General features: G+C 44.1%; 25 protein-coding genes. 21 read left to right on the top strand and 4 right to left on the bottom strand.

Translation table 11 applies throughout. The features are described 5' to 3' along the window. The first annotated feature begins 26 nt into the window (after window positions 1-26). Window positions 27-1,175, top strand: coding sequence for a lycopene cyclase family protein (locus tag ACZ41C_RS08385; RefSeq protein ID WP_464565541.1), 1,149 nt, complete (start codon window positions 27-29; stop codon window positions 1,173-1,175). 29 nt (window positions 1,176-1,204) lie between these two features. Here ACZ41C_RS08385 and ACZ41C_RS08380 read toward each other — a convergent pair whose 3' ends face one another. Next, entirely contained in the window at window positions 1,205-2,179 is a 975-nt protein-coding gene (locus ACZ41C_RS08380; protein ID WP_464565539.1) for a polyprenyl synthetase family protein, read from the bottom strand. Window positions 2,180-2,319: 140 nt separating this feature from the next. On the opposite strand from ACZ41C_RS08380, the gene ACZ41C_RS08375 reads away from it, so the two are divergent. The 7 genes from ACZ41C_RS08375 to ACZ41C_RS08345 all read left to right on the top strand — a co-directional run bounded on the left by ACZ41C_RS08375 (window position 2,320) and on the right by ACZ41C_RS08345 (window position 10,138). Beyond that, window positions 2,320-2,859: an RNA polymerase sigma factor gene (locus tag ACZ41C_RS08375; RefSeq protein WP_138256433.1), complete on the top strand. Its 540-nt coding sequence runs from the start codon at window positions 2,320-2,322 to the stop codon at window positions 2,857-2,859. 3 nt (window positions 2,860-2,862) lie between these two features. After that, window positions 2,863-3,297, top strand: a complete 435-nt coding sequence (locus ACZ41C_RS08370) for a hypothetical protein (RefSeq protein WP_464565537.1) — start codon at window positions 2,863-2,865, stop codon at window positions 3,295-3,297. Beyond that, window positions 3,275-3,418: a hypothetical protein gene (locus ACZ41C_RS08365; RefSeq protein ID WP_161595292.1), complete on the top strand. Its 144-nt coding sequence runs from the start codon at window positions 3,275-3,277 to the stop codon at window positions 3,416-3,418. The genes ACZ41C_RS08370 and ACZ41C_RS08365 overlap by 23 nt, the downstream gene beginning before the upstream one ends. An 82-nt stretch (window positions 3,419-3,500) precedes the next feature. Continuing rightward, window positions 3,501-4,106: a TetR/AcrR family transcriptional regulator gene (locus ACZ41C_RS08360; protein WP_138256435.1), complete on the top strand. Its 606-nt coding sequence runs from the start codon at window positions 3,501-3,503 to the stop codon at window positions 4,104-4,106. Beyond that, entirely contained in the window at window positions 4,107-5,447 is a 1,341-nt protein-coding gene (locus ACZ41C_RS08355) for a TolC family protein (protein WP_464565534.1), read from the top strand. Between the two features lie 26 nt (window positions 5,448-5,473). Beyond that, the gene (locus ACZ41C_RS08350) at window positions 5,474-6,637 is read left to right on the top strand and encodes an efflux RND transporter periplasmic adaptor subunit (RefSeq protein ID WP_138256437.1); all 1,164 of its coding nucleotides are present in this window, start codon (window positions 5,474-5,476) and stop codon (window positions 6,635-6,637) included. Window positions 6,638-6,643: 6 nt separating this feature from the next. Next, window positions 6,644-10,138 (top strand): efflux RND transporter permease subunit, encoded by a 3,495-nt coding sequence (locus ACZ41C_RS08345; protein ID WP_138256438.1) that lies wholly within the window; start codon window positions 6,644-6,646, stop codon window positions 10,136-10,138. 72 nt (window positions 10,139-10,210) lie between these two features. On the opposite strand, the gene ACZ41C_RS08340 is transcribed toward ACZ41C_RS08345, so the two are convergent. Next, complete coding sequence (locus ACZ41C_RS08340; RefSeq protein WP_138256439.1) at window positions 10,211-10,558, bottom strand: toxin-antitoxin system YwqK family antitoxin; 348 nt, start codon at window positions 10,556-10,558, stop codon at window positions 10,211-10,213. A gap of 262 nt (window positions 10,559-10,820) precedes the next feature. Between ACZ41C_RS08340 and aspS the strand changes: the two genes are divergently transcribed. The 10 genes from aspS (at window position 10,821) to ACZ41C_RS08290 (ending at window position 19,303) form a co-directional block, all read left to right on the top strand. Next, window positions 10,821-12,569, top strand: coding sequence for an aspartate--tRNA ligase (gene aspS / locus ACZ41C_RS08335; RefSeq protein WP_464565531.1), 1,749 nt, complete (start codon window positions 10,821-10,823; stop codon window positions 12,567-12,569). Between the two features lie 204 nt (window positions 12,570-12,773). Beyond that, window positions 12,774-14,561, top strand: coding sequence for a chloride channel protein (locus ACZ41C_RS08330; RefSeq protein WP_464565529.1), 1,788 nt, complete (start codon window positions 12,774-12,776; stop codon window positions 14,559-14,561). 164 nt (window positions 14,562-14,725) lie between these two features. Then, a complete protein-coding gene (locus ACZ41C_RS08325; protein WP_464565527.1) occupies window positions 14,726-15,223 on the top strand; it encodes a hypothetical protein in 498 nt (165 codons plus the stop codon). 254 nt (window positions 15,224-15,477) lie between these two features. Further along, a complete protein-coding gene (locus ACZ41C_RS08320) occupies window positions 15,478-15,696 on the top strand; it encodes a hypothetical protein (protein ID WP_464565525.1) in 219 nt (72 codons plus the stop codon). Next, window positions 15,696-15,926 (top strand): type II toxin-antitoxin system RelE/ParE family toxin, encoded by a 231-nt coding sequence (locus ACZ41C_RS08315; protein ID WP_464565523.1) that lies wholly within the window; start codon window positions 15,696-15,698, stop codon window positions 15,924-15,926. Before ACZ41C_RS08320 ends, ACZ41C_RS08315 begins: the two co-directional genes overlap by 1 nt. Window positions 15,927-16,082: 156 nt before the next feature. Beyond that, window positions 16,083-16,478, top strand: a complete 396-nt coding sequence (locus ACZ41C_RS08310; protein WP_464565521.1) for a DUF1398 domain-containing protein — start codon at window positions 16,083-16,085, stop codon at window positions 16,476-16,478. 195 nt (window positions 16,479-16,673) lie between these two features. After that, complete coding sequence (locus ACZ41C_RS08305) at window positions 16,674-17,051, top strand: nuclear transport factor 2 family protein (RefSeq protein ID WP_464565519.1); 378 nt, start codon at window positions 16,674-16,676, stop codon at window positions 17,049-17,051. Window positions 17,052-17,217: 166 nt separating this feature from the next. Next, the gene (locus ACZ41C_RS08300; protein WP_464565517.1) at window positions 17,218-18,642 is read left to right on the top strand and encodes a M20 family peptidase; all 1,425 of its coding nucleotides are present in this window, start codon (window positions 17,218-17,220) and stop codon (window positions 18,640-18,642) included. A gap of 130 nt (window positions 18,643-18,772) precedes the next feature. Next, window positions 18,773-19,048: a hypothetical protein gene (locus ACZ41C_RS08295; RefSeq protein WP_464565515.1), complete on the top strand. Its 276-nt coding sequence runs from the start codon at window positions 18,773-18,775 to the stop codon at window positions 19,046-19,048. A gap of 63 nt (window positions 19,049-19,111) precedes the next feature. Beyond that, a complete protein-coding gene (locus tag ACZ41C_RS08290) occupies window positions 19,112-19,303 on the top strand; it encodes a cold-shock protein (protein ID WP_138256449.1) in 192 nt (63 codons plus the stop codon). 68 nt (window positions 19,304-19,371) lie between these two features. Here ACZ41C_RS08290 and ACZ41C_RS08285 read toward each other — a convergent pair whose 3' ends face one another. Continuing rightward, window positions 19,372-19,815 carry a nucleoside deaminase gene (locus ACZ41C_RS08285; RefSeq protein WP_464565513.1) on the bottom strand — a complete coding sequence of 148 codons (444 nt, stop codon included), beginning with the start codon at window positions 19,813-19,815 and terminating at the stop codon, window positions 19,372-19,374. Window positions 19,816-19,891: 76 nt separating this feature from the next. Here ACZ41C_RS08285 and ACZ41C_RS08280 point away from each other — a divergent pair, with 76 nt between their 5' ends. Together ACZ41C_RS08280 and ACZ41C_RS08275 are read left to right on the top strand one after the other, a co-directional pair. Beyond that, window positions 19,892-21,679 carry a 1-deoxy-D-xylulose-5-phosphate synthase gene (locus ACZ41C_RS08280; RefSeq protein ID WP_240042623.1) on the top strand — a complete coding sequence of 596 codons (1,788 nt, stop codon included), beginning with the start codon at window positions 19,892-19,894 and terminating at the stop codon, window positions 21,677-21,679. Then, window positions 21,676-22,803, top strand: coding sequence for a DUF3078 domain-containing protein (locus ACZ41C_RS08275; protein ID WP_138256451.1), 1,128 nt, complete (start codon window positions 21,676-21,678; stop codon window positions 22,801-22,803). The genes ACZ41C_RS08280 and ACZ41C_RS08275 overlap by 4 nt, the downstream gene beginning before the upstream one ends. Here the strand turns inward: ACZ41C_RS08275 and dgt are convergent. Next, window positions 22,800-24,143 (bottom strand): dGTP triphosphohydrolase, encoded by a 1,344-nt coding sequence (gene dgt / locus ACZ41C_RS08270; protein WP_464565510.1) that lies wholly within the window; start codon window positions 24,141-24,143, stop codon window positions 22,800-22,802. The genes ACZ41C_RS08275 and dgt overlap by 4 nt on opposite strands. A gap of 176 nt (window positions 24,144-24,319) precedes the next feature. Between dgt and ACZ41C_RS08265 the strand changes: the two genes are divergently transcribed. Continuing rightward, window positions 24,320-24,703, top strand: coding sequence for a carboxypeptidase-like regulatory domain-containing protein (locus tag ACZ41C_RS08265; RefSeq protein WP_464565508.1), 384 nt, complete (start codon window positions 24,320-24,322; stop codon window positions 24,701-24,703). The last annotated feature ends 169 nt before the right edge of the window (window positions 24,704-24,872 follow it).

Raw genomic sequence — 24,872 nt, 5'->3', positions numbered from 1 at the left:
GGATACGGAAATCCCTATTTTTGGGTATGGCCAAATTGGACTACGATTACATCATCATTGGGGCAGGTGCTTCTGGACTACTTTTGGCCGATGCCTTGGGCAAGGATTCGTTTTTTGCCCAAAAGTCCATCCTCCTTTTGGATAGGGACGCCAAAAAGAGTAACGATCGTACCTGGTGTTTTTGGGAAAAGGGCGATGGAGCATTTGATGACATCTTGTATAAAAAATGGAAGCAGATTATTTTCAAGGGGCAGGATTTTTCCAAAAGCTATGACATTGCCCCCTACTCCTATAAAATGGTACGGGGCATCGATTTCTACGCGCATTATTTTGAAAAACTTGAGGGGTATCCTAATATCCGTTTTCAACAAGAATCGGTAATCGAAGTAAAGGAATCGGAAAGTTCGGTTTCGGTCCATACCCAAGAAAACCAATATACGTGCCAGCAGGTTTTTGACAGTCGGTTTCATTATGAAATGCTGGAGGCCGAAAAAAAATACCCCCTGCTTCAACAACACTTTGTGGGATGGATCGTTAAAACCCCAAAGCCGGTATTTGAGGTGGAAAAGGCGACGTACATGGATTTCTCCGTTCCACAAAAAGGAAATACACGGTTTATGTACGTACTACCTTTTAAGGAAGACGAGGCCCTCGTAGAGTACACGCTCTTTTCCAAAGAGGTGCTGCCAAAATCCGACTATGAAGCGGCCCTTAGGGACTACATCCGTACCGATCTACAATGCGATACTTTCGAAATCCTGGAGCAGGAACAGGGAAGTATCCCCATGACCTGCCATGATTTTACCCAACGCAATTCTGGTAGGATTACACGTATTGGAACCGCGGGCGGATGGGCCAAACCCAGTACAGGCTACACCTTTATGGGGTCTTCCAAGAAAATTCCGTTGTTGGTCTCCAATTTGAAGTCGGACAACACTATGCACGCCCTAGGGCAAAAAAAACGATTTTGGTTCTACGATCTGTTGCTTCTGGACGTGCTTTATAACAATAACGCGATAGGGCATGAAATTTTCACCAGCCTGTTCAAAAAAAGAAAACCAGAACTGATCTTCAAGTTTCTGGACGAAGAGACGAGTTTTGGGGAAGAGCTCCAATTTATCTCTGGATGCCCCAACATACCCTTCATCAAGGCAATCTTTAAACGACTTTTTTAAACCCGGAAAATGCAATAGAAAAATTTGGATTAAACCGTACGGCGCATCAGGTTCTCTCCAAACCGTTTGAGAATGGCCTTTTTGGAATCGGTTATATCCAAATCGTTCAAAATAAGAAAGGCTTTTTGAGTGAAGGATTCAATGGCATTTTGGGTGGATTCCGCAGCTCCGCTCTCCCTGAATATGGTCTTTACGGCCTCGATTTTATCCGTTGGGTCCCCGGGCTGAATGGAATACAGGTCCAAAAGTTCCTTTTTTATCGATCCTGAACCGGATTCCAAGGCCTTAATGAAGAGAATTGTCTTTTTATTCTCGATGATATCGCCTCCTACCTGTTTTCCAAAGGTCTCAGGATCCCCAAATACGTCCAAATAATCGTCCTGAAGCTGAAAGGCGATGCCCAGGTTCAACCCAAAATTGTAAATATGTTCCTGGTTCCGTGGGCTGGTATTCGCCACTATACCGCCCATTTTCATGGCGGCGGCGACCAGAACGGCCGTTTTGTATTCGATCATTCTTAAATACTCCGGAAGCCTTACATCTTCCCTGGACTCGAAATCAACATCGTACTGCTGCCCCTCGCAGACCTGCAGGGCCGTTGTACTGAAGAGTTTTGCCAAATCCCGAAACGTATCCGGCGCATAATTTTCAAAAAGTTGGTAGGCACAAATAAGCATAGCATCGCCCGATAATATCCCGGTATTGGTATCCCATTTTTCATGTACGGTGGCCTGGCCCCTTCGCACCGGTGCGGCATCCATGATATCGTCGTGTACCAAGGAAAAATTATGGAAGACTTCTATGGCCAGGGCGGCATCGAGGGCATTTTTATAGGACCCGTCAAAAATTTCGGCCGTTAGCAGCGCCAAAACTGGGCGAAGGCGTTTCCCTCCCAATTTTAATATGTAGTTAATGGGTTCGTAAAGATTTACAGGTTCCTTTAACACAAATTTGGACTCCATATAAGAAATGAATTCCGATCTATAAAAATCGATGGATTGCATGCAATTTTTTTTCAAAAATACATCCATTGTTACAAAAAGCGAACAAATACGTCAGATGTTAAAAGAAAATATTCCAAAAAAAAAGCAATACTTTCTAAAACCGTCGTCTCTAGTAGTGAAGACCTAAAGAAAAACCATCAGTGGTTTCAAGAAAACAACAGAATAACAACCTAACCGAGTTCTTTGAGGAAGAATACAGTTCGCTGAAGGGCTATGTGCGCTCCAAAATAAGGCACACGGCAGAAAGTGACGCGGAGGATATTATTCAGGATGTTGCACTACGGATTTTCTCCAGGCCTTTGGACGCCTTGCCCATTCACAATATAGGCGGTTTTGTTTACAACGCGATCAGGAATAGGATCATTGATATCATGCGCACGAAAAAAGAACGGGTAGATGATGGGGAAACCCTGGAAATTCTATGGACGGAATTCACGAGTCTGTTCCAGGATGACTTTCAGGAGACCTATCCAGAACAATTGAAGGAGAAGCTGAAAGAAGCCATTGCAGCGCTGAAACCGGTCTACAGGGACATCATCATCGCGGTGGACTTTGAAGGATACACCTACAAGGAAATAGCGAACCAGACCGGTATATCACTTGGAACACTGATGTCAAGAAGACATAGGGCCCTGTCCATTTTGTTGAAAAAATTAAAATCGGAAAAAATAAACACATGAGTTATGGAAACAAGCAAAAACATTGAAAAACAGGTGGAAAACACTGTAAAGGAATCGGTAAAAAAAGTAGTGAAAATCTTCTTTTTTGTACTGCTGGGTATAGGAATTGCATTTTTGGTGGGTTACGTAGTTATGTACTTGTGGAACTGGTTGATGCCATATTTATTCGGATTACCTACGGTGGGCTACTGGCAGGCCTTGGGTATTCTGTTATTGTCCAAAATAATTTTTGGATTTGGAGGTGGCGGGGGCAGCCATGACAAAAGGAAAAAATCCAGGAAAAAAGAATTTTTCAAAAACCGATGCAGAACCATGCGAAGGGATTTTTCAGAATGGGAGCATTACGATGCCTTTTGGAAGGAAGAGGGAGAACTTGCCTATAAAAACTTCGTAAATCGACTAAAAAAGGGACAAAATGAAGAAGGAAGCCAGCCCTAGAAAAAAATATCACTTTTTGAACAAAGCCTTTTTTTGGAGCTTGAATGTGGATACGCCCAGGATGGAGGAACAAGAAGCGAATCTCACTGAACCCCGCTTCCTACCAGCCACGAACCATTGAATCCACCGTTTGTTAATAAATTGTAAAACTTTGGAAACTTTTTCGGTTTTTAAAGTTTCCTGCCCTACATTTGTCCCCTATCATGAAAGAGAAAATAAGGGAAACGGCAACGGATATGTTCCTGAACTATGGGTTCAAGAGTGTCACCATGGACGATATAGCAAATACCATGGGCATCTCCAAAAAGACCATTTATTCAGAGTACAGCAACAAAACTGCCTTGGTCGAAGATTGTGTCATGGGCAAATTCTGTTCCATGAGTGATGGAATCAACGAAATAACCGAGTTGGAAAAAGACCCTATCGAAGAACTCTTTGAAATAAAAAAGTATGTCCTTGGCCATCTTAAAGACGAGAAGACATCCCCCCAATACCAGTTAATGAAGTACTATCCTAAAATCTACATGAAACTCAAGGATATGCAATTTGAAATGATGCAGCACTGTGTCACTTCAAATATTCAAAGGGGTATGGAAATGGGGCTCTATAGACCCAACTTGGATGTTGAGTTCATTGCCCGCATCTACTTTGCCGGTATGAACAGTATAAAAGACCAAGTTATGTTCCCCTTAGATCGTTTTTCCCCCATATTCTTGATGGAAACCTATTTGGAATATCACTTAAGAGGTATCGTTTCCCCGGAAGGCCGACAAAAATTAAACGAAATCATCAATTCAAATCAACAATAAATGCGCAATCAACTAATCATTTTAATTACGCTCATGGCCTTCATATTGGGCCATGGGCAGGAAGAAACCTATAGCTTTACCTTGGAGGAGGCCATTGCCTTTGCACTCGAAAACAACTATAGTGCCATCAATGCCGATAGGGACCTCATCGATGCCCAAAAACAAAAATGGGAAACCATTGCGGACGGGTTGCCGCAAATATCAGGTGCGGTCAATTACCAAAACCAATTGATACAACAAGTAGTGCAGTTGCCGGGCGAAATTGCCGGTGGTGAACCTGGAACCTTTGTGGAGGTGGTCTTTGGGCAACCCCAGCAGGTAAATGCCTCTGCTACACTACGCCAGAAAATCTTTGACGGCTCCTATATTGTAGGCGTGCAGGCGACCAAGGCCTTTTTACGTTACAGTGCCAATAACAATGAAAAAACGGCCCAAGAAGTTCGTAAAGCGGTGGTAGAATCCTATGGAAATGTCCTTTTGGCGAAAGAGAGCGTCGCAATTCTACAGCGAAACAAGGAAACCTTGGACAAAAATCTCTATGAGACCAGCAAACTGTTTGAGAACGGACTTAGTGATGAAGAAAGCGTGGACCAGCTAAAAATAACATTGTCATCCATTGAAAACCAGTTGAAGAACGCGGTACGATTGGAAGATATTACCCTGCAGATGCTGAACGTGGTCATGGGACTGGAACTGGATGCCCCAACCCAACTAAAGGAGGATTTGGAAAACCTCACCGAAGAACAAATCGACTTGGGAATCATGGAAACCGATCTGAACCTTGAAGAAAACGTGGACTATAAAATTGCCCTCAACCTCAACGAACAGCGGTATTTTGAATGGAAATTGGCCAGAAGCCGGGCCCTGCCCACCCTAAATGGTTTTGTAAGCTACGGTGCGCTTTCCTTTGGGGATCAATTTACTTTTTTTGATAGGGGCCAGGACTATTTCGAGTTTTCTTCCTTTGGCATTGATCTAAGCATCCCCATTTTTAGTTCCTTAAAGCGAAGTGCAAGCACCCAGCGAGCTAAAATCGCTATGGAAAAGGCAAAGACGCAGTTAACGGAGGCAGAACAACAAATACGTCTACAATTAGAAAATGCCAAAAGCAACTACGTATTGGCCATTGAACAATACCAGACCTCCAAGGAAAACCTGGCACTTGCCGAGCGTATAGAAAACAAGAACCAAATCAAATATACGGAAGGTCTCGCCAGTAGTTTTGAGCTAAGGCAGGCGCAGACGCAATTGTATACGGCCCAACAGGAATACCTACAATTCATGGTGGACGTCATCAATAAGAAAACGGAACTGGAAATCATTCTAAACAAACAATCTTAAGCAATCAATCAATTAAACATAGTATTATGAAAAAACTACTTTTTCTGGCCATTTCACTAGGACTAGCATCCTGCGGGGGCGAAAACCAATCCGTAACGGGTGTTATAGAAAAGGGTGATCTGGAAGCGATACGGGCCAAAAAGAACGAGCTGGTAACCCAACAAAAAGAACTGGAAAGCCAATTGGCACAGTTGGATTCCGCCATATTGAAATTTGGTACGGAAGAAAAACTACCCTTGGTCAATACGATCGAAGCAAACCCCCAAGTATTCAATCACTACTTGGAACTTCAGGGCGATGTAAGCACCAAACAGAACGTGCTTATCTATCCAGAAATGGCGGGTACCTTGCAAAAAGTATACGTGAAGGAAGGGCAGCGCGTAAACAAGGGGCAGTTATTGGCGACCATAGACGATGGCGGCATGGGAAGCCAGCTTTCCCAGTTAAAGACGCAGGCAGAACTGGCCAAGACCACATTTGAAAGAAGGAAAAGGCTGTGGGACCAACAGATAGGTTCTGAAATCGAATACCTATCGGCGAAGGCCGAATTCGAGGCCAGACAGGATGCCGTAAAACAAGCGGAAAGCCAATTGGGGAAATCGTCCATCAGGGCTCCTTTTTCCGGTATCATTGACGATGTTATCAAAGATCAGGGAACCGTGGTTGCACCCGGTCCGGGTTCGGAAGTATTTCGCATTGTAAACCTTTCCGATATGTTCATAGAGGTCGATGTCCCAGAAACGTATCTGGGCGCTATATCAAAAGGCAAGGAGGCCTTGGTATATTTCCCGGTTTTGGGTGACAGCATCCAAACGGAAATCAGGGAAACAGGAAACTTTATCAATCCCGCCAACCGATCTTTTAGCGTAGAAATACCGGTCCCCAACAAGGACGGACAGATCAAACCAAACCTCACCGCCAAGGTAAACCTTAACGATTACACCAGCGAGAATGCCATCCTGATACCTTCTAGCATTATTTCAGAAAACGCGGAAGGTGATCAATATGTTTTCGTAGCAGGTAATCCCGATTCTGAAAATGAAGCGGTCGTGAAAAGAACCATAATTACCATTGGCAAAACCCAAAAGGGACAAGCAGAGGTATTATCCGGTCTGGAAGCGGGGGATCAAGTAATCAAGGAAGGTGCCAGAAGTGTAAAGGACGGCCAAAAAGTAAAAATTCAAAAGTAAGTTTCCATGAGCGATAAAGTAAAGAAAAACGCCGACAAGGAGTTTAAGCTGTCCTCCTGGGCCATTGACAACCCATCGGTCATCTATGTGATGATCGCCATTTTCCTATGGCTGGGCTTTTCGGCATATATGGCGATGCCAAGGGAGGATTTCCCGGAAATCGTGGAGACCAAGGTCTACATCAGCACCCCCTACCCCGGGAATACCGCGGAGGATATTGAACGATTGATAACGGATCCCTTGGAGGACCGACTCAAAAACGTGAGCAACGTCGTAGAAATTGTTTCCACTTCCCAAGAGGACTATGCCATCATTACGGTGGAATTCGATGAGGAAATTACCGTGGAACAGGCCAAACAGAACGTAAAGGACGAAGTGGATTCTGAGAAAGCCAGTGAGGACTGGCCCACGTTCAACGGTGCCAAAGTAGAACCAAATGTGTTCGACCTGAATTTTTCAGAGGAAGTACCCATCATGAACATCAATTTTACCGGGGACTATCCGGTGGAGCGTTTGAAGGAATTTGCCGAATATCTTCAGGATGAAATAGAGGACCTTCCGGAAATCAAAAAGGCCGATATACGCGGGGCCCAGGAAAAAGAGGTGGAGGTAGCCGTGGACATCTACAAAATGATGGCCGCCAAGATCAGCTTTCAGGATGTATTGAATGCCATCGGTAACGGAAACATGACCATATCCGCCGGAAATTTAAAGGCCAGTGGACAACGAAGAACGATCCGGGTTTTGGGGGAGATCGAAAATCCAAGTGACCTGAACAACTTTGTGGTAAAATCAGAAAACGGTGCGGTTTATTTAAAGGACATAGCACAGGTTACCTTTGAGGAAAAGGACAAAACTACGTATGCCCGGGAATTTGGGGATAATGTGGTGATGTTGGACGTGAAGAAACGTGCCGGAAGGAACGCCATTTCAGCCGCGGACAAGATCAGGGAAATCGTAAAACAGGAGCAGCAAAACTACTTTCCGGCAGATCTGCACATATCCATCGCCAACGACTCCTCCACAAGAACCTTAAACCAAGTGGACGACCTGGTGAACAATATCATTTTCGGAATCATTCTGGTGGTCACCGTATTGATGTTCTTCCTTGGGTTCAGAAACGCCCTTTTCGTTGGATTCGCCATCCCAATGTCCATGTTCATGTCCTTTATGATTCTTTCATCCTTGGGATACACCCTCAACACCATGATCCTTTTTGGGATGATCATGGGACTGGGTATGTTGGTGGACAATGGTATTGTGGTGGTGGAAAACGTATACCGACTCATGGACGAGGGTATGCCCAAAATAGAGGCTGCCAAAAAGGGTATTGGTGAAATCGCCTATCCCATTATTATTTCAACGGCAACCACGGTAGCGGCCTTCGTTCCGCTAGGACTATGGCCCGGAATCTTTGGTCAGTTCATGAAGTATTTTCCTATAACGCTATCCGTAGTATTGGGATCATCCTTGGTTGTGGCCATTTTTATGAACTCCATGTTGGTGTCCCAATTCATGAATACCAGTGAAAAGGAACTTACCAAAAAACAGTTGATCCGTTTGAGCATCATCTTAGGTGGGTTTGGTGCCCTAATATTGATTTTTGGTGGAGCCATGCGCGGATTGGGTTCAGTATTGATCTTAACCGGAATCATGTTTTGGGTCTACAAATATGTAATTAAGGGAGCTGCGCAGAGATTTCAAAAGAACACTATGTCCCGTTTTGAGGATTGGTACGAGAGACGTCTAGAGCATGCTTTACGGGGCAAAAACGTGTACTGGTATTTTGGCCTCACCTTTCTTTTGTTGATTGCGGTATTCATGCTCTTTGGCGTGTCGTTGGGCACCGGCAGGACCAAGGTGGAATTTTTCCCGGACAACATTCCCAATGAAATCTATGTCTACATAGAATACCCAGAAGGCACGGCGATCGAAAAAACCAACGAGATTACCAAGGAAGTCGAAAAACAGGTCTACGGACTTATGGACGACCCGGCCTACAAAAAGAACGGGGAGAACTTCATCGTAACCTCGGCCGTATCGGTAGTGGGGGAAGGTGCTGGAAACCCCTTGACGGACGGTGGTTCGTCCGCAGAAATGCCGCACAAAGGCAAAGTGACCGTAAACTTTGCGGAATTCAAATACCGTGACGGCGTGAATACGGAGGATATCCGTGCCAAGGTTCAGGAGGCCGTAGCGGGAATTTATCCCGGTGTAGCCATATCCGTTGAGAAAGAAGCCAACGGTCCGCCAGCGGGCCCTCCCATCAACATTGAATTGGAAGGCAGGGATTACGATCAGTTGATAAGCACTGCAGAGGACATTCGAAATTTCTTAAACACCAAGAACATTGAAGGTATCGAGGAACTGAAAATCGATGTCAACAAGAGCAAGCCAGCCATGCGCGTGAACGTGGACCGTGAAAAGGCCGGGGAACTGGGCGTGGCCGTGGGCCAGGTAGGGAACCAATTGCGCCGATCGCTTTTTGGCGAAAAGGCCGGGGTCTATAAGGAAGACGGGGAGGATTACGACATCAATGTTCGTTTCAACGAAAATCTTAGATATAATAAAAGTGCGCTGTTCAACCAGAACATCATTTTTAGGGATCCCGCAAGCGGACAGATCAAGGAAGTTCCCATCTCCGCCGTTGCCAAGGAAACCAATACTTCCGGTTTCAGTGCGATCAAACACCGTGATGGCAACCGCGTGGTTACCGTTTACTCGGGGTTAAAAGCCGGGGGGAACGCCGCGGCCATCGTTGCCCAGATCCAGGAGGAAATGAAGCAGTTTGAGGGCATGCCGGAAAATATAAAAGTGGATTACACCGGGGAAATCGAGGAACAGAACAAGCAACAGATGTTCTTGATTGGTGCCTTTTTCTCCGGACTTGGACTCATCATGTTGATATTGATATTCCAATTTGGGGGGATTTCAAAACCCTTAATTATTATGATCGCCATTTTCCTAAGCTTTATTGGAGTGTTTGGTGGATTGATGATTACCGGTTGGTCCTTTGTGATTATGATGACCATGATGGGAATTATATCCTTGGCAGGTATTGTGGTGAACAACGGCGTGGTACTGCTGGATTATACCCAGATTTTGGTAGACCGAAAAAAGGTAAAATTGGGCATGGACGACAAGGACCTTTTGACCTTGCCCGAAGCTACCGAAGCCATCGTTAAGGGAGGTAAGGCACGTTTGCGCCCCGTAATCTTGACCGCTATTACCACCGTGTTGGGATTGATCCCTTTGGCCATTGGTTTGAATATCGATTTCTTTGCCCTCTTTTCAGAGTTTAACCCGCATATTTACATTGGTGGGGATAACGTGGTGTTCTGGGGACCCTTGGCATGGACGGTTATTTTCGGCCTATTGGTAGCCACCTTCTTGACCTTGATCATTGTACCGGTATTGTTCAATATCGTTTACCGAATTAAAATCAAGTTAAGGGGTCTTCGTTCAACAGAAGATAAAAAAGAGACAATGATTTCTGAATAGTATTATAAATGGCACGCAACAAAAAAGCCCGATACTTTTGTATCGGGCTTTTTATTTTTTTAAAAGGAGACACTAGTTGGTCACGACGGACTCCTTCACATTCATTTTTTCTACACTGGCGATTTTGTTGTTGTCAAAACTAACTTCTTTAACAATTTCACCTTCCCAAAACAACCACTTACCGGTCTTAACACCTTTATCGTAGTTACCCATGGCAATTTTTTCGCCTTTGGTATCGTACATAATCCATTCTCCCTGTAATTTTTCGTTCAGGAAAAAACCTTGTTGGGAAATTTCCCCATTGGCATGAAAATAGGTCGCTTTTACCTGATCACCTACTTTTTCAAACTTGGGAGCTATCTGTTGCGCATTTACACCAAAGGAAAGTGCTAAAATGGCGATTATTAGTAAACGTTTCATCTGTTTATATTTTTAAATAAGTATCTTCAACATAACATTAACGTTACAAATGTAGCATTATTTTACCATAAATCAATATTTAGGTAACATTTACTTAACATTAAATTTACATTTAAACGATAGACGTCTGTTTTTTAGATACTTACAATGTTAACTTTAACAATTATACCCTTCCTTACATTTTAAAAAAGGGATGGAATAAATAAATTTCTAATCAACAAAGACTTCTTAAATTTGCCCTTTCTTTTATAAACCGATACTTATGTACAGAAGCCATACCTGTGGGGAATTAAGGGATTCACATATAAATACCGATGTTGTTTTGTCCGGTTGGGTGCACAAGACCCGTGACAAGGGATTTGTGGTTTGGGTGGACCTACGCGACCGATATGGGATTACCCAATTGGTATTTGATCAGGACCGCACTTCTGCAGAACTCTTGGAAAACGCCCGAAACCTAGGTAGGGAATTCGTTATCCAAGTAAAGGGATCGGTCATTGAAAGGGCTTCCAAAAACGATAAGATCCCAACAGGGAATATTGAGGTACTGGTAAAGGAACTTACCGTACTCAACAGCTCCAAAACACCTCCCTTTACCATTGAGAACGAAACGGATGGCGGTGAGGACCTTCGCATGAAATACAGATATCTGGACATTCGCCGAAACCCGGTAAAGAACAACCTCATCTTTCGAAGCAAGGTTACCATGGAGGTGCGAAAGTATCTCTCCAAACAAGGATTTATAGAGGTAGAGACCCCCTATTTGATAAAATCCACTCCAGAGGGTGCGCGCGATTTCGTGGTGCCCAGTCGTATGAACGAAGGTCAGTTCTATGCCCTGCCGCAGTCCCCACAGACCTTTAAGCAATTGTTGATGGTGGGCGGCATGGACAAGTACTTCCAGATCGTAAAGTGTTTTAGGGACGAAGACCTTAGGGCAGATAGACAACCGGAGTTTACCCAAATAGATTGCGAGATGGCCTTTGTGGAGCAAGAAGACATCTTGAACGTCTTTGAGGGATTGACCCGATACCTCTTAAAGGAAATCAACGGCGTGGACGTGGACACCTTTCCCCGTATGACCTATGACGAGGCCATGGAAAAATATGGAAACGATAAACCGGACATCCGTTTTGGGATGGAATTCGGGGAATTGAACCAAGTCTCCCAACATAAGGACTTTAATGTATTCAACAATGCCGAACTGGTGGTGGGTATCACCGTTCCCGGTGGAAACGCCTACACCCGAAAGGAAATAGACCAACTCATTGACTGGGTCAAAAGACCACAAGTGGGTGCCCTAGGAATGGTGTACTGCCGTTGCAATGAGGATGGTAGCTACAAATCCTCTGTAGACAAGTTTTACGACCAAGAGGACCTTGCCAAATGGGCTGAAGTGACTGGCGCCAATCCTGGAGATTTGATTTGTGTACTTTCTGGGGAAACACATAAAACACGTACCCAATTGAGTGCCCTCCGTATGGAATTGGCACAACAATTAGGCTTACGGAAATCCAATGAATTTGCACCTTTATGGGTGGTAGACTTTCCTTTGTTGGAACTGGATGAGGAGACCGGTCATTATCATGCCATGCACCATCCATTTACATCGCCCAAGCCCGGGCAATTGGAATTGTTGGATTCCGATCCGGCGGCGGTTCGCGCCAATGCCTATGATTTGGTGTTGAACGGGAACGAAATTGGAGGGGGTTCCATCCGTATCCATGATAAGGAGACCCAGTCCATCATGTTTAAACACTTAGGATTTACGCCAGAAGAGGCGAAAGCACAGTTCGGGTTCTTGATGGATGCCTTCCAGTACGGTGCACCGCCCCATGGCGGCATCGCCTTTGGTCTGGACAGATTGGTCGCTATTTTGGGCGGACAGGAGACCATTCGCGATTTTATCGCCTTCCCCAAGAACAATAGCGGTAGGGACGTGATGATCGATGCCCCTGCACCCATTGACGCAGCGCAGTTGGAGGAATTGCATTTGAAGTTGGATCTTTAGCAGACTCCTTTATTATACTAAGTGAAGTATCTATTGTTGGAACAAATTCCCAAAGAAATTCAGGTCATTGTTGGGAGTACTAGACACACAGCAGATTCTTCGTTCCGCTGCGCTCCACTTAGAATGAACTGTGCTTAAAAACAAGTATCGGAATTAAACACTATTTAAATACCTTTGAACGTTCCTTCAATTCAAGGTATTACTATGCCAACCCAAAACAAATCATTCTTAAAGCGTTTGCTCATTTGGAGGTACAAGCATATTTCCGAAAAGACCTTTATCTACATCCTCAGCGTTGTTGTAGGGCTGTTGGCGGGACTGGCATCGGTCACCCTAAAAAACATTACCTATTTTATTGAGGCCTCCCTGGAACGAGGCATCATCTTCTCCAGTAACCAATTGTATTTTATACTGCCGATTATCGGGTTGACCTTGGTATATCTCTACGTAAAGTTTGTGCACAAGGAACGCTTGAAACACGCCGTGTCCTCCATCCTGTTCTCCCTTTCCAAAAAGAAAGGCATCATTGACCGAAAACAGATTCTGACCCAACTGGTGGCCGCCCCGTTGACCGTTGGTTTTGGAGGGTCCGTAGGACTTTTGGGGCCCGCGGTAGCTTCGGGAGCGGCCATTAGCTCCAATTTGGGCCGATTGTTCCATATCAGTGCCAAAACACGCTCGCTATTGATTGCCTGTGCATCGGCAGGTGCCATCGCCTCCATATTTCAATCGCCCATCGCGGCAATTATTTTCGCGGTAGAAGTCTTTAGCATGGACCTTACCATGATCTCCATGCTGCCCCTGCTATTGGCATCCATATCGGGGGTGCTTACCTCCTACTTCTTTTTGGGCAACGAGGTATTGTTCACCTTCAATATTTCACGTGCCTTTGCGGTGAAGGATACCCTTTTTTACATCGTTCTGGGGATAGGGACGGGAGTAGCCTCCATCTATTTTACCAAAATGTACTTTGGCATCCTGCACTTGTTCAAACCGCTAAAAAGTCCCAAATACCGACTCCTGGTGGGCGGACTCGCCATAGGCATCATGCTGTACATGATACCACCGCTCTACGGGGAAGGTTTCAGCTTTATCAACAACCTATTGCTCGGCGACCATATACAGGCCCTTGGAAAGACACCTTTTGACGCCTTCCTGGACAATATTTGGGTGGTCATCGCCCTGTTGTTCGGTATTACCATTTTCAAGGCCGTGGCCATGACCACTACCTTGGCGGCCGGCGGCGCGGGGGGAATCTTCATACCCACCATGGTGATGGGAAGTGCCTTGGGCAACGTGGTGGCGAAGGTCATTAACAATCTGGGATTGGGCTTCTCGGTTTCGGAGAGTAATTTTACGCTCATTGGCATGGCCGGAATCATCGCCGGGGTGTTGCACGCGCCCCTCACAGCGATTTTCCTCATTGCTGAGATCACAGGAGGCTACGGTCTTTTTGTTCCACTGATGATTACGGCATCCATCTCCTACCTAATCACAAAAAACACCATAGACTATACGATCTATACCCGGGAACTTGCCGAACGCGGCGACCTCCTCACCCATAACAAGGACAAGGCCGTACTGACACTGATGCAGTTGGACGACCTCATTGAGATGAACTTTAAAAAGGTGGACCAACACATGACCTTGGGCGAAATGCTCCATGAATCCGTGGCCAAGTCTACCCGAAATATCTTCCCCGTAGTGGATAGCCAGGAAGCCTTGGTGGGCATAATCCTGCTGGACGATATACGGGAGTTTATGTTCGATACCACCCTGTACAAAAGCACCAAGGCCATTACCTTTATGCAAAAGCCCCCGGAAATCATCTTTTATGGGCAGGACAAGATGCAAGCAATCATGCAAAAGTTCCAGGATAGCGGGGCATGGAACCTTCCCGTGGTCAAGGACGGCAAATATCTGGGCTTTGTCTCCAAGTCCAAATTGTTGACGGCCTACCGTAGGGAACTCATTAACTTTACGGGGAACTAAGGTTTTAGTCTTAGTTCGGCAAATTTGGTATACACCTATTTAAACTAGTTTCCACAGACCAACCTTGACTTTAATCTATTGCAGCGTTCATCTGTTTTATACCTTTATTGGGGTATATAGATGTATTTTACATCCATATAAACAAGTTGGCAGCTATTTCAAAAATGACCGATAAAAAGACAATCAAAATCTTATCATTTACGCTAATCCTTTTTTTATGCAAAGCCTGTTTTTTGGACAGCGGAAAAGTAAAATTCATTAATGATTTTGACCTAAAACTTAAAGGAGAGGTCATAAGCGTTACGGAAAATAACTACAATCATTATCTAGTATGCTTAAAGGTTATTGAATCAAATAAAAAAGAATATTTTCCATTATTTGAACCTTTTAAAAAGGAAGGAAATAGAAAAAGTAATTTGGTAAAAAGGTATTTTATAAAAGTTCAAGATAGTTTGGCTTTAATTATATTGTATAATGGAGAAGCTGGGCAAAAAATATTACATAATAAAATCAGAGATAAATCCATTCTGGAAATAAATATGGACGGAGAAAAAACCTATGATATCTATAATCAGAAAACTGGAGAATTTATCGGAGGGAGAAAAATATCTACATCCCCTCTACGGAACAGCATCGAAATAAGCTGTTTAAATGGAAAATAAAAACAGCTGCCAACACTGACTATAATTCATTGTTCCCTCCTGCCTTGAACTAAATTCCCTATTTTTAAGAAAACAAATAACTAAGGGAATGATTTCGTCCTGCGGTCTTGGCTCGCTGGAAAATCGCACCGGCCAACGCCGTCGCTCGCTAGCCGCCAGCCACAACGAAATCATAGCCGAGAACCGTTGTGCTTCATTCACAAAATTCCGATGGAGTTGTGAAATTTCAGTAAATTTGAAAGAAAGGTATCAAAATGGACATCAAAACATATAAAATAGAACTTGTCAAAATGATATTGAATATCGACAATGACAACTTTATCAAAAAAGTAACCGACTTCATAAATAATGAGAAATCGGACTTTTGGAATGAATTGACCGAATCTGAGCAAGCGGAAATCAAAAAAGGAATCGAACAGTTGGATAATGGAAAACGGACTTCGTTTAAAGACGTGCTTAAAAAGATTTCTTGATGGAAGTTTTCATTTCGGAACTTGCCGAATACAAATTGAAAAGACTTACCGAATATTTATTGGAGGAATGGGGTTATAAGGTTAAAAAAGATTTTCTAGATAAATTGACAGCAAAAATCGAACAGATATCAGAATATCCTGAAAGCTGCAAAAAATCAAGGGAATTTGGGGGAATCTATAAATGTGTTGTCACAAAACATACGACTTTTTTCTACCGTGTAAATTTTTAACAAAAAGAAATAGAAGTTATCACATTGTTTGACACAAGACAAGACCCTAATAAACTAAAACAGCAATTGAAATAAGAACGAAAGAACAACAAAGAACTGAGTTAAAATCCATTCCTGTATACTTTACCAAGAAAATTCGACAAACATTTGCCCACTATGTTCACCCTAGCACAAATAGAACTAGCCCACGCGAACGTCAAAACAGGAGCCGACTTCCCAAAATATATTCAGGAAATTAAGCAACTTGGGGTCGTTTCCTTCGAAACTTGGGTTACCGATAGCCACACCCACTATTTTGGCAAAAATGGGTTTCAAACCCGCTCGGAACCAAAATACGACCCTTTGGCTATTGCGGAGGCTTGCCAAAAAGAACAATTTGCCAAATACCTTTCATCGCACCAGAAAGGGGAAATGGATTATGTTGCCTATTGCAACCATTGTGCGGAAACAGGTGTTGAAAAATGGATTGTAGACCTTCTAAAATTGACCTGCACCTATTATGATAAAGCCGGAAATGCAGTTCTAGTGGAAGCCATACCCATTGCCCAATAAGAATCAGTATCTGTACGTGCCAAAAAATGATTCCCCCGCGCTGGCGCGAGCATCTTGCTCGTGCCTAAACCTAATATACAACTAACCCCAACACAAGCGTGACGCTTGCGCTAGCGAGGGATTTGTATAATAAGCGAAATACCGCTTGCAAAAGGAGATTTTTAAGAATCAAGCTATTGACCTAATTTTAAAGGTATGGATATATACTGTAAACCCGATTGCGGAAATTCACCAAAAAGGGAATTGGTAAAACAACTCACCCAATACTTTGCGGCCTATGATCTTGAGAAGGCCATGCAGTTTATGGCTACAGATGTCGTTTGGACCTTGGTGGGCGATATCCCAATACAAGGAAAGGAAGCATTTAAATCGGCTTTGGAGGAAATGGGCACCAATAAAACGAAGGAGCTTACCATACACGGGATCGTGACGCACGGAAAAGAAGCTGCCGTACATGGCGAAATGTTGATGGAGGATGACAATAGGTTCGGTTTCTCGGATTTTTATGAGTTTACCAGTGCCAAGGCTTCAACGGTAAAATCCATTCGGTCATACGTCGTTCCCATACACTAGATTTAATCGGTTTACCCTACACTGGATAGTTGTCACGAGTCGTTCTCTTTGCTTCGGATGCATTTGTATGGAAAAGCTGGCATCAAAAAAACACGGTATATTTTGAACCGATAGAAATGCTTACATTTAATCGGGCCGAACAACCCCCCTAAACAACCACCACCTTATGAAAAAAATACTTCTGTTTTTACTGCTGTTATTGATTGTCGTTGCTGGAATTTTGGTCTTCAACACCCTAAAAATGGGCTCCAAACAAGTGGCCCCGGGCACTGCCGAAACTATAGCGCTCCCAGACGATATCTTTCAAAACCTATCCAAGGGACTGCAATACGAGACCATTTCCTTTAGCGAGGACGCCATCCCGGACTCGACCGCGTTTTTTGGCTTTCACAGGTATTTGGAAGAAACCTTTCCCCTAGTGCATAAAAATCTTTCCCTTGAGAAAATTAATACCTATAGCCTGCTGTACACCTGGAAAGGCTCCGATGCTTCCAAGAAGCCGCTTATTTTAATGTCGCACCAAGATGTGGTTCCCGTGGACCAGCCCACACTCGCGGACTGGGAGGCAGGGCCTTTTGCCGGTACGATTACGGATACCCACGTCATTGGCCGTGGCACCTTGGACGACAAGGGCACTTTGATCGGTCTTATGGAGGCCGTGGAAAAACTGCTGGAGGAGTCCTTTGTACCCTCCCAGACGATATATTTGGCCTTTGGACACGATGAGGAAGTTGGGGGCAGCAAAGGTGCCGCCGAAATCGCAAAGCATTTAAAATCGAAAGGCGTTACCGCGGCCATGGCCTTGGATGAAGGCGGATTTTTGGCGGAGAACCTAGTTCCCGGTATTGAAACCGTAGCCATGGTCAACCTGGCCGAAAAGGGATTTGCCTCCTTTCGGTTGATCGTAGAGACCAACGGTGGCCATAGCTCCCAACCTCCAAAAGAGAACACAATAGGAATGCTCGCTCAGGCAATTGTAGACTTGGAAAGCAATCAATTACCCTATAAACTGGTAAAACCTATCGACTACCAGCTTGAATATATGGGGGCAGAACTCCCGTTCTTTAAAAGAATGGCCTTCGCAAACCCTTGGCTGTTCAAGGACCCCATACTGGAGGCATTGAACGCCCACACCACTACGGCCCCTACCATTGTAAGCGGCGGCGTTAAGAACAACGTAATCCCCACGGTAGCGGAAGCGACCATCAACTTTAGGATTTTGCCCGGCGAGACGATAGCATCGGTACAGGAACATATTGAAAACACCATTTCCGATAAGATCAAGATAGAACCTGTAGGGTTTTTGACCAATCCTTCAGAAGTATCGAGTATCGATTCAGATGCCTATAAGATCCTGGAACAGACCATACGTACCCAATTCTCGAACAGCGTAGTGGTTCCGGGATTGGTAGGCGGTGGTACGGATGCACGATATTTTTACGAAATCGCGGAGGATGTGTACCGTTTTTATCCCATTAGGTTGGGACCGGATAGCATGTCGCGTTTTCACGGAATAGACGAAAAAATCAGCAAGGATAACTACAGGGAAATCATTTCATTTTCCTACCAGCTTATCAAGAATTTCAAGTAAGGTTTTTTGATCCGACGATTTTTATCCTAACGAACCTTAGCATGCCAATAGGGATTTTGTACCGATTTGCCGCAAACCTGTGTTTTGGTAAACCCGATGGATTCCATTCCATATTTCCTAACTTTGTGCCATGAGGTACCTGATTTTACTTATCGTACTGGCTTCCTTTGGATGTATCGTTTACGGATTCAATCTGGAGGATTCGCAAGAGGCAACGGCGCACAAGTTTATTGGCGGTGGCACGGTAGGGCTTTTTTTGGTGGCCATGCCGCTGTTCTTGATCAAGGAAAGTAGGGGCAAAAAAATGAACGACTATATGCTGACCGAGGAAAACATTCGGAAAATGCAGGGGAAATCGGCAAAAAACACTGAAAATCAAAGATTTCCAAAGGATAAAAAAGACTAATTATCTCCTATGTGACCTAAAATTTGCTATTTTTAGGATATTAATTACCTAATATTTATTGTAATGACTGGCAAAGTAAAATTTTTCAATGAATCCAAAGGTTATGGGTTTATTACCAACGACGACACGGGAAAGGACATTTTTGTCCACGCGACCGCTCTTAACGGAAAAGAGATCAGGGAAGGAGACAAAGTAGAATACGTTGAACAAGAAGGCAGAAAAGGCATAGTAGCGGGACAGGTGACCGTTCTCTAATCATAAGTATTACATTTTGCAGGAACCGGAACCACGCATTGCGTGGTTTTTTTATACGTTCATATCGACTACTTCCTTTTTTTTTCGAAAAACCGATGTAAAAGTTCAGATGCCTCGTACTCCAAAATACCTCCTACCACCTCTGTTTTTGGGTGTAAATGCGTACCCATGGCCCTAAATCCCCGTTTTGTGTCCGATGCCGCATAAACAATTTTTGAGATTTGGCTCCAAAAAAGTGCGCCGCCGCACATTTGGCAAGGTTCCAAGGTAACGTACAGGGTACAATCCCTAAGGTACTTTCCCCCCAGAAAATTGGCAGCGGCGGTTATGGCCTGCATTTCCGCATGGGCCGTAACATCGTGCAGTTTTTCCGTAAGGTTATGGGCCCGGGCAATGATCCGGTCCTGGATCACGACAACGGCTCCCACGGGAATCTCGTCCTGTTCAAAGGCATGTTCGGCCTCCTGTAGGGCCTTTTTCATGAAATAGGAATCATCAAAAGGTGCGATCATATTTCAAAAATACAATAAGATATACTGGACCACTACTATTTAAAAACAATTGTTTTGGCGTTTAAAAAAAGTATTTTTGCCACGAATTAAATCCCAATTGGACACACTCTTAGCACATATAAACGCCCCAAAGGACCTTAAAAAACTGTCCAAGGACCAATTGGCCCAAGTCGTCCGGGAACTCAGGGAGTTCATTATCGATATCGTGGCGACCAAGGAAGGGCATCTGGGCGCCAGTTTGGGCGTGGTGGAACTCACCGTGGCACTGCACTATGTCTTCAATACCCCAACGGATAAATTGATCTGGGACGTGGGTCATCAGGCATACGGACATAAAATCCTTACGGGCAGAAAAGAGATATTCGGGACCAACAGACAACTCAACGGCATTAGTGGTTTTCCAAAAATGGGCGAAAGTGAATATGATGCCTTTGGAACGGGACATAGCTCCACTTCCATATCCGCCATATTGGGAATGGCCTTGGCATCCAAATTAAAGGAAGAACACCAGAGACAGCACATTGCCGTAATTGGTGATGCTTCCATTGCCAGTGGTATGGCCTTTGAAGGGCTGAATCATGCCGGGGTTACGGACACCAATATCCTTATTGTCCTCAATGACAACGCCATAGGCATAGACCCCAGCGTAGGTGCATTAAAAAAATACCTGACCAATGTAAAAAAGGGAACCGCTAAGGACGAGAACATTTTTGAATGTCTCAATTTCAATTACTCGGGTCCTATGGACGGACATGACCTAAACGCATTGATACAGGAACTGGAGCGCTTAAAAAGCCTTCCTGGCCCTAAATTGCTCCACGTTATCACAATAAAAGGAAGGGGGCTGCAAAAAGCCGAAGAAAATCAGGTAACCTATCATGCCCCTGGCAAGTTCGATAAAAATACGGGAGAACTGCTCAAAAAGAGTGATAGACCGGAGCCTTTAAAATATCAGGATGTGTTTGGGCATACCTTGGTTGCACTTGCCAACGCCAACGAAAGGATCGTGGGAATCACTCCGGCCATGCCCACGGGAAGTTCGTTAAAATATATGATGGAAGCCATCCCGGATCGGGCCTTTGATGTAGGTATTGCGGAACAACACGCCGTTACCATGGCAGCGGGAATGGCGGCAGCGGGACTCATCCCCTTTTGCAATGTATATTCCACGTTCCTACAACGTGCCTATGATCAGATCATCCACGATGTGGCCCTCCAAAATATACCGGTCATTTTTTGTTTGGACAGGGCAGGTTTGGTAGGTCAGGATGGTCCTACGCACCACGGAGCCTTTGATATTGCCTACTTGCGATGTATTCCCAACATGGTCCTATGCGCCCCATTGAACGAAGTGGAGCTGCGCAACATCATGTATACTGCCCAATTGGGATTGGAAAACCCCATTGCCATTCGGTATCCGCGTGGGAGAGGCGTATTGTTGGATTGGGAGCGGCCCTTTGAAGAAATGGAAATCGGTACGGCCCTTGAATTGAAAAAAGGAACGAACCTTGCCATCCTCAGTACGGGCACTATAGGCAACAGCATTACACAGGTGCTAAAAGAAATCACGAACGACCAAAGCGTAGGTCATTACCACTTTCCGTTTATCAAACCTTTGGACACGAAACGCATCCATCAAATACTAAAAAATTATGGGCACATCATAACGGTAGAGGATGGATCGGCCATAGGTGGTTTTGGAAGTGGTATCCTTGAAGTGGCAAACGATTTGGGCTGTCCAAAAGAAATAAAAGTCTTTGGCATCCCCGATGTATTCATACCACACGGCACCCAAGAAGAATTATACCAATTGGCACAAATCGATATTCAATCAATACGAACCTATATTGAGAGACTTTTATGAAAGACGTTTTTTTCCATAAATTCAAAGTATTATACTATATAGTATTTTTCATTTCTGTTACCGCCTATTCCCAGGATACGATACCATCCCCCATAGTTGCAGATACCGTTGTAATCGATACAACGGTGGTGGACACAATCGTCATCCGCAAGACACAGGAGAAAATAAGACATGTACCTAGGGGGGTGAATTTGATGAACCCGGTTATCTCCTTTAAACGCACAAAGGCATTAAAGGACAAGTACGACCCTTTTCGCGTACCATCTTTTTGGACGAAGGAAAACCTGTTGGGCATCAACTTGAGCGAGGTGGCTTTTGTCAATTGGAATGCGGGTGGTGACAATGCCATTAGTGGGCTGAGTTTTTTAAAGCTCGTACGGGACTATAAGTTCCGGTATTTTAAGTGGGACAATATCGTTGAACTTCGGTATGGCCTCAACGCCCAGGAAGGACGTCAAATAAGAAAGACCGAGGATGTTATCCGACTAAGCTCAAACGTTGGCTACAGGAGGGACACCATCAGCAATTGGTATTATTCCGTGCAGCTTAACTTCAATACCCAATTTTCGAACGGTTATAAATATCCGGATAGGGACAATCCCATATCACGTTTTATGGCTCCCGGATATTTCTTTTTCGGTGCCGGTACTTCCTATATCAGCAAAAACCAGAAGTTCAATCTTTACATGTCGCCCATCACCCAAAAATCCACCTTTGTCCTTGATCAGGATTTGGCAGACAGAGGTTCCTTTGGTGTGGAAAAGGCCATTTTGGATGCAAATGGCAATGTAATTACACCCGGGGAAAACCACCGGTTGGAGCTTGGAATTCTGATTACGCACAAATGGGACTTCAATATTGCCACAAACATCGACGCCAATAGTCGGTTAAACCTCTATACCGATTATCTAAAGAGTTTTGGTAATGTGGACGTGGATTGGGAACTGAACATAAAAATGAGGGTGAACAAATACATTCTTACCACCTTGGGCACACATATCATCTATGACGATGACATCCTGTTTGACGAAATCCAAAACGATGCAGGTATCGTTGTGGATCCCGGCATACCCAAAATACAGTTCAAACAAGTGCTGGGTGTGGGAGTGGCTGTTGACTTCTAAAGCTGTTTTCCCGTTATTTTGTTATGGATATGCACGGCGGAACTGTCCGACAGACTAGCAACATAGCAACAGGTATTCAGCAGTATTTCATAAAGGGAAAGGTCCGTCCTTCTGTAAAATTCCGGCAAGGTCTCCAGCAACAAGTGATGGTAATTGGATGCCGTAAGGTTCCTTTTTTTAACCAGGGCATCGGTATATACCTCTAGGATATCGGCAATGATCTTATATCCGGCAATCTCTTTTTCAATAACTTCCTGAGCCTTGTAAACCTTCTCTACACTCAAGCTAATAATATCCTTAATTTGAGCGTCGTATTTGCTTTTATCCATGAGAGAAGTATCCATGATACCATAGAGTATATTCTCCTCATTGTCCATAAAAATGGATACGGCATCCTGAATGAGCGTGTTTATGGCCAAGGCCCTTAAGTAACTGATGCGGTCTTCCTTATACTTAAGGGTATTATACTTTTTGGTATTTATGGAATCCTTGACCAATTTTATCAGATATTCCAAGGCAAAATCCTCCGAAATCAATCCCAAATTGATACCGTCCTCAAAATCGATAATCGTATAACAAATATCGTCTGCCGCTTCCACCAAATACGTCAAGGGATGCCTGGCAAAAGAAACATCAGATCCATTTCTAGTTTGGATCAGTCCCAAATCTTGGGCAACGTCCATAAAGGCTTCCTTTTCCGACTGGAAAAACCCAAACTTTTTATCGGAAATATGTTTTGTAGGTTTCTTGGGCAAGGATTCCTTAGGATATTTCATAAAGGCCCCTAAGGTTGCGTAGCTCAAACGAAGGCCACCAGAAACACCCTCCCTATCCTGGGTCAATAATTTAAAGCCGTTGGCATTCCCTTCAAAATCAATGATGTCCTGGTATTCCTTTGGACGTAGGTGCTCCTTGAAAATACGCCCATTACCGTTCTTGAAATACTCCCCAATGGCCTTTTCCCCGCTATGTCCAAAAGGAGGGTTGCCTATATCATGTGCCAAGGCCGCTGCGGCGACGATCGCCCCAAAATCATTGAACTTATATCCGTGGATTTCGCTTAAATGCGGGTGTTTCTCCAAAATTTTTTGACCGGCCAACCTTCCAAGGCTCCTCCCCACAACGGAAACTTCCAAGCTATGCGTCAATCGGGTATGTACAAAGTCGGTTTTGGACAACGGAATCACCTGGGTTTTGTCCTGCAAGCTTCTAAAAGCTGCGGAGAAAATGATTCGGTCATAATCTACATCAAAGCCCAAACGGGTCTCGTTCTGTTCGTTCCTGATGCGTTTATTGACATCGCCCTTTCTACGCAAGGACAGCAATTGCTCCCAATTCATGATGCTTGTTTAATCCTCGCAAGATACATTTTTTGTGATGTAGAACGATGAAAAGAGACGAAAACGGGACGGAAAGCAACCAATACCTTAACCTAAAGAAAATAAATAGATAACCAGTACATAACCTTAAGTTAACCTTGCATGTTTTTATTTGCAGGCAAATAAACTGTTGTTACATGAGAGTATTATTTTTTGCTATAGCCGTACTTTTCACGACCCTAATATATGCCCAGGCGACTGGATCCGTTCGCGGAAAGATTCTGGACAGCGAAATGTTCAACGAGCCCTTGCTTATGGCAACGGTCTCCCTGAAAAATACCAATTGGTCTGACCAAACAAATTTCAATGGAAATTTTGAGATTACAGATGTGTCCCCCGGCGAATACGTAATGGAAATCAACTTTTTAGGGTATGAACCTTTGGAAGTTCCCATTGAAATAAAAGAGGACGAGCAACTGGAAATTATGGAGTCGCTAAAAGCCAGGACATTGGCCATGCCTATAATGGCCGAAACTTCCGAAAAAATGACATCGGACCGGTCTACAGAACCCAATTATTGATACTGTAGGACTTCAACATACTATTTGGTCAATTTTCCAGCTATTACGGATTTATTTCCTATTTTCATCGTCAATAATAGAAAGATGGACATATACGGTTTGATTCCCACCTACTTCATAACCTTATTTTAACCTGATTGACGATTTATAATATCATTTTTGCATTTAT

It is taken from the genome of Maribacter sp. C-4077, assembly GCF_055378385.1.
The sequence above is the reverse complement of the archived record's forward strand: the minus strand, read 5'-3'. Positions and strand labels throughout refer to the sequence as shown.